Raw genomic sequence first — 5,658 nt, 5'->3', positions numbered from 1 at the left:
GTGCTTTGGTTGGTTTTCTTAAACTTGGTTAAGCGGTAGCTTTTGCTATCTCCTTCAAACGAGATCAAACGATCAAGTTCGTTACGGTCATATTTAATACGGATCTCGTTAGCATCAACATACTCAACCACACCATCGCCTTCGGCGTTGATCAGGGTACGAGAGTCTTTTGCCACACGGCCTTCCAAACCGGTACCAACAATTGGCGCTTCAGGGCGTAATAATGGTACGGCCTGGCGTTGCATGTTCGATCCCATCAATGCACGGTTAGCATCATCATGTTCCAGGAACGGGATAAGCGAAGCCGCAATTGAAGTGATCTGGTTTGGAGCGATGTCCATTAAATCCAGACGCTCTGGTTCGATAACCGGGAAGTCACCTTCGAAACGTGCTTTTACACGTGGCAATGCAAACTCACCTTTATCGTCATACACTGCGTTTGCCTGGCCAATGGTTTTACCGTCTTCATCTTCAGCAGACAAATAGATAACCGGCTCATCAACCATTACTTTACCTTCAACCACACGTTTGTACGGTGTTTCGATAAAACCTAAGTTGTTGATCTTAGCATGCACGCAAAGTGATGAGATCAAACCAATGTTCGGACCTTCGGGAGTTTCGATAGTACACAACCTACCGTAGTGGGTGTAGTGAACGTCACGAACCTCGAAACCTGCACGCTCACGTGACAGACCACCGGGGCCTAAGGCTGACAGACGACGCTTGTGCGTGATCTCTGCCAGTGGATTGGTTTGGTCCATGAACTGTGATAACTGGTTTGTTCCGAAGAACGAGTTGATCACAGATGATAATGTACGCGCGTTGATCAGGTCGGTTGGTGTGAACACCTCGTTGTCACGAATGTTCATACGCTCACGGATGGTACGGGCCATACGTGCTAAACCTACGCCAAACTGAGCGTAAAGCTGCTCACCAACGGTACGTACACGACGGTTTGACAAGTGATCAATATCATCCACCTCGGCTTTTGAGTTGATTAATTTGATCAGGTATTTAACAATCGCGATGATATCCTGCTTGGTTAAAACTTTAGTTTCTTCCGAAGTGCTCAGTTTTAATTTACGGTTGATGCGGTAGCGGCCCACATCACCCAGGTCATATCTTTTATCTGAAAAGAATAAACGATCGATGATACCACGTGCTGTTTCTTCATCAGGTGGTTCAGCGTTACGTAGCTGACGGTAGATGTGCTCAACCGCTTCCTTCTCAGAGTTGGAAGTATCTTTCTGTAAGGTATTGTATATAATAGTATAATCACCGCTGGTTGAAGCATCTTCCTTGTTCAGGATGATGGTTTTAACACCAGAGTCGATGATCATATCAATATGATCGTCTTCCAATAAGGTTTCACGCTCAAGGATGATCTCATTACGAGGAATAGAAACTACCTCACCGGTATCTTCATCCACAAAGTCTTCGATCCATGTTTTAAGTACCCTTGCAGCAAGCTTACGGCCAATATATTTTTTAAGGCCTGATTTGCTTACTTTAACCTCGTCGGCCAGTTCAAACAACTCTAATATATCTTTATCAGAATCATAACCGATGGCGCGAAGTAACGTAGTAACCGGGAATTTCTTTTTACGGTCAATGTAGGCGTACATCACGTTGTTAACGTCTGTAGCAAACTCAATCCATGAACCTTTGAAAGGAATAACACGGGCCGAGTATAATTTTGTACCGTTGGTATGGCGGCTCTGACCAAAGAACACACCTGGCGAACGGTGTAACTGTGATACAATTACGCGCTCGGCACCATTAATAACAAATGTACCTTTAGGGGTCATGTATGGGATAGTACCCAGGTACACATCCTGTACAATTGTTTCAAAATCTTCGTGCTCCTCATCATTACATGACAGGCGAAGCTTGGCTTTTAATGGTACGCTGTAAGTTAATCCGCGTTCAATACACTCTTGTATATCATAACGTGGCGGATCAATAAAGTAGTCAAGAAACTCCAGGACAAAGATGTTTCTTGAATCTGAAATAGGAAAGTTTTCGGCAAACACTTTAAACAGCCCTTCTTTATAACGGTTGTCGGAAGTGGTTTCCAATTGAAAAAATTCCTGGAAAGATTGTAACTGAACATCCAGAAAATCAGGGTACTCAAGCACCTTTCTGCTGGTTGCAAAGTTTACTCTTTGATTATTATTGTTTGCCAAGGTATTTAAATTTTAGTTTATTAATAAACTTGATAGATGTGAGATTTAGGATTTAAGACATGAGCATTGAGATTTGAGAACAGAAATACGATTCAGACAGATGCCGCTAAAACAAGCGGCAAAAATCTCATATCTTAAATCTCATATCTATCATCTCCTATCGGATATCTGCACTCCAAACCTTTATAAACAGCAATAGACCCCGACCGTTATGGTCGGAGTCTTGATGCTATATTTCAGTAGGTTAAATTACTTAACCTCAACTACTGCTCCGGCTTCTTCTAATTGTTTTTTCAAAGATTCAGCTTCTTCTTTAGTTACACCAGTTTTAACTTCTTTTGGTGCACCGTCAACAAGATCTTTAGCTTCTTTCAAACCAAGGCCAGTTAAGTCTTTTACTAATTTAACAACTGCTAATTTAGCGCCACCTGCTTCTTTCAGGATAACGTCAAATGCAGTTTGTACTGCTTCAGCAGCAGGGGCATCATCGCCACCAGCAGGAGCAGCAGCAACAGCTACAGCTGCAGCAGCAGGCTCAATACCATACTCATCTTTTAAGATTTGAGCTAATTCGTTTACTTCTTTTACTGTTAAGTTTACCAACTGTTCAGCAAACGCTTTTAAATCCGCCATTTTATTTAAATTTTTACTTTTAATGCTTTTTGTTTGTTATTATCGAACTTAAAGGTGTTCGTTAACCTCTTTCCTGTAATGTTTTTACAAGGCCTGCAATTGTATTTCCGCCTGATTGTAATGCTGAAATAACGTTTTTCGCAGGTGATTGTAGCAATCCGATAACTTCGCCAATCAGTTGTTCTTTTGATTTTAGTTTGATCAAAGTATCAATCTGGTTGTCACCGATAAATATCGCTGAATCAATATAAGCTGCTTTTAAAATTGGTTTTTCACCTTTTTTCCTTAATTGTTTGATCAACTTAGCCGGAGCTGTTGCTGATTTTGAAAAAAAGATAGATGATGAACCTTTTAATACATCAAATATTGGGCTGTAATCGCCGCCTGCAGCTTCCATAGCTTTTTTAATCAAGCTATTTTTAGCTACTTTCATCGTAATGTCGCTTTCGAAACACTGACGACGAATGTCGTTGATTTTTGCAACTGTCAGATCTGAAGTATCAGTAATATAAAAGTTACCGAACTCCTGCATTTGCTCAGTTAGGGCTACAACAAGGTCGTATTTTTCTTCTTTATTCATGATTAGATCCCCGCTACTGATTTAGTTTCAACTGTTATTCCTGGCGACATAGTTGAAGAGATATGAATGCTCTTGAAATATGTTCCTTTTGCTGCAGATGGTTTCAATTTAGAGATGGTTTGCAATACTTCTAATGCATTCTCATAAATTTTATCTGCAGGGAAAGATGCTTTTCCTATTGAGGTATGGATGATACCTGTTTTATCAACTTTGAAGTCGATTTTACCACCTTTAACCTCAGTTACAGCTTTACCAACTTCTGGAGTTACTGTACCTGATTTAGGGTTTGGCATAAGGTTACGCGGGCCTAAAATACGACCTAAACGACCAACCTTCGCCATAACACTTGGCATAGTGATGATAATATCAACATCAGTCCATCCACCTTCAATTTTGGCAATATAATCATCCAAACCTACAAAGTCCGCACCTGCATCTTTTGCTTCTTGTTCCTTGTCAGGAGTACAAAGCACTAATACACGTACAGTTTTGCCGGTTCCATGAGGTAATGTTGCAATACCACGCACCATTTGATTGGCTTTACGCGGGTCAACACCTAAACGAACGTCTATATCAACTGATGAATCAAATTTAGTTAAGGTTAATTCCTTTACCAAAGCTGATGCAGCTTCTAATGAATACGATTTGTTTGCCTCAATTTTGGAGAGTGCCGCTTTTTGATTTTTTGTTAATCTTGCCACTGTCTTAAACTGATTTGTATAAATTTTTAATTCTTGATTTGAGATTTTAGATGAGTGATTAATGAAAACCAAAAATCCGCTATCCTAAATCAATTTAATTCCAGGGAGCCGTACCTGATACGGTGATTCCCATACTACGGGCAGTACCTGCCACCATTTTCATGGCTGATTCAACTGTGAATGCGTTCAGATCTACCATTTTATCCTTAGCAATAGTTTCAACCTGCTCCCAATTTACATTGGCAACTTTTTTACGGTTGGGCTCTGCTGAACCACTTTTTAAACCTGTTGCTTCCAATAACTGGATAGCAACCGGAGGGGTTTTGATGATAAACTCGAAAGATTTGTCAACATAAACAGTAATCAAAACAGGCAATATTTTACCAGGTTTGTCCTGGGTACGTGCATTAAATTGCTTGCAAAACTCCATGATGTTCACACCTTTTGCACCCAATGCAGGGCCAATTGGAGGTGATGGGTTTGCGGCGCCGCCTTTAACTTGCAGCTTTACCATTGCACCGATCTCTTTTGCCATTTTAATTTACTTTAATTATAACTCAATGTTAGTAAGTGGAAGCTAAGTAACATTTAAGGTTGTTTTGATTTCGGATTTGGGACTTTCCATTTCGGATTTACTTCCCTCCTCTTTCATCTTATATTTTAAATTCAAAAATTTCGAAATCGAAAATCCGATATCCGAAATTATTTGAAAACTATTCTTTCTCTACCTGCATGTAATTCAATTCAAGCGGCGTACGGCGTCCGAATATCTTTACCATTACTTTCAGTTTCTTTTTCTCTTCGTTAACCTCTTCAATAACGCCGCTGAAACCGTTGAAAGGTCCGTCCATAACTTTAACGGCCTCGCCAACATAGTAAGGTACATTCATGGTTTCGCCCTGTGAACTCATTTCGTCAACCTTACCTAAAATACGGTTAACTTCTGCCTGGCGAAGCGGGATAGCATTTCCGGCTTTATCGCCCAGGAAACCTATAACGCTGTTTATGTTTTTAATGATGTGCTCAGTTTCGCCATCTAAAACGGCTTCCATAAGCACATAGCCAGGAAAGTAGTTACGCTCTTTAGCGATCTTCTTTCCATCGCGCATCTGGTAATACTTTTCGGTAGGTATTAATACCTGTGGTACCAAATGACTAATGCCCAAACGGCTAATTTCGGCATCTATATATTGTTTAACTTTTTTTTCCTTACCACTAATAGCCCTAACTACATACCATTTCAATTGATCACTCATCTCCGTCTCCCTGATATTATGTTAGTGATGTGTAAAACAGTTTAAGCAAATAATTAATGATCTGGTCCATACCTAAAATAACCAGCGCAATAATTATAGCGGCAACCAATACCAAAACAGCGCTGCTTTGCAGCTCGCGCCATGTAGGCCAGGTAACCTTTTCGGTTAACTCGATGTATGACTCTTTAATATATTCAGCTACGCCTGCCATTTTTATATTGTGCTTAAGCACGGGAACAAGGATTCGAACCCTGATCAAAGGTTTTGGAGACCTCTATTCTACCGTTGAACTATTCCCGTGT

7 protein-coding genes and 1 tRNA gene are annotated in these 5,658 nt (G+C 40.4%); all 8 read right to left on the bottom strand.

The genetic code is table 11. The annotated features are described in order from the left end of the window. Positions 1–2,186 (bottom strand): DNA-directed RNA polymerase subunit beta (gene rpoB, locus VF500_RS10145; RefSeq protein WP_330859561.1); only part of this gene is annotated, 2,186 nt, incomplete at its 3' end. A 249-nt stretch (positions 2,187–2,435) separates the two neighbouring features. Then, positions 2,436–2,819: a 50S ribosomal protein L7/L12 gene (rplL, locus tag VF500_RS10140; RefSeq protein ID WP_073405423.1), complete on the bottom strand. Its 384-nt coding sequence runs from the start codon at positions 2,817–2,819 to the stop codon at positions 2,436–2,438. Positions 2,820–2,880: 61 nt separating this feature from the next. Continuing rightward, positions 2,881–3,399: a 50S ribosomal protein L10 gene (gene rplJ, locus VF500_RS10135; protein ID WP_110585431.1), complete on the bottom strand. Its 519-nt coding sequence runs from the start codon at positions 3,397–3,399 to the stop codon at positions 2,881–2,883. Positions 3,400–3,401: 2 nt separating this feature from the next. Next, positions 3,402–4,100, bottom strand: coding sequence for a 50S ribosomal protein L1 (rplA, locus tag VF500_RS10130; protein WP_091145359.1), 699 nt, complete (start codon positions 4,098–4,100; stop codon positions 3,402–3,404). 94 nt (positions 4,101–4,194) lie between these two features. Continuing rightward, entirely contained in the window at positions 4,195–4,635 is a 441-nt protein-coding gene (gene rplK, locus VF500_RS10125) for a 50S ribosomal protein L11 (protein ID WP_330859560.1), read from the bottom strand. Positions 4,636–4,813: 178 nt separating this feature from the next. Continuing rightward, positions 4,814–5,356: a transcription termination/antitermination protein NusG gene (gene nusG, locus VF500_RS10120; RefSeq protein WP_330859559.1), complete on the bottom strand. Its 543-nt coding sequence runs from the start codon at positions 5,354–5,356 to the stop codon at positions 4,814–4,816. 16 nt (positions 5,357–5,372) lie between these two features. Beyond that, entirely contained in the window at positions 5,373–5,567 is a 195-nt protein-coding gene (gene secE / locus VF500_RS10115; protein WP_090529653.1) for a preprotein translocase subunit SecE, read from the bottom strand. A gap of 18 nt (positions 5,568–5,585) precedes the next feature. Then, a tRNA-Trp gene (locus VF500_RS10110) sits at positions 5,586–5,656 on the bottom strand. Between the last annotated feature and the right edge of the window lie 2 nt (positions 5,657–5,658).

The organism is Mucilaginibacter sp. (assembly GCF_036383575.1).
GTDB lineage: Bacteria > Bacteroidota > Bacteroidia > Sphingobacteriales > Sphingobacteriaceae > Mucilaginibacter.
The sequence above is the reverse complement of the archived record's forward strand: the minus strand, read 5'-3'. Positions and strand labels throughout refer to the sequence as shown.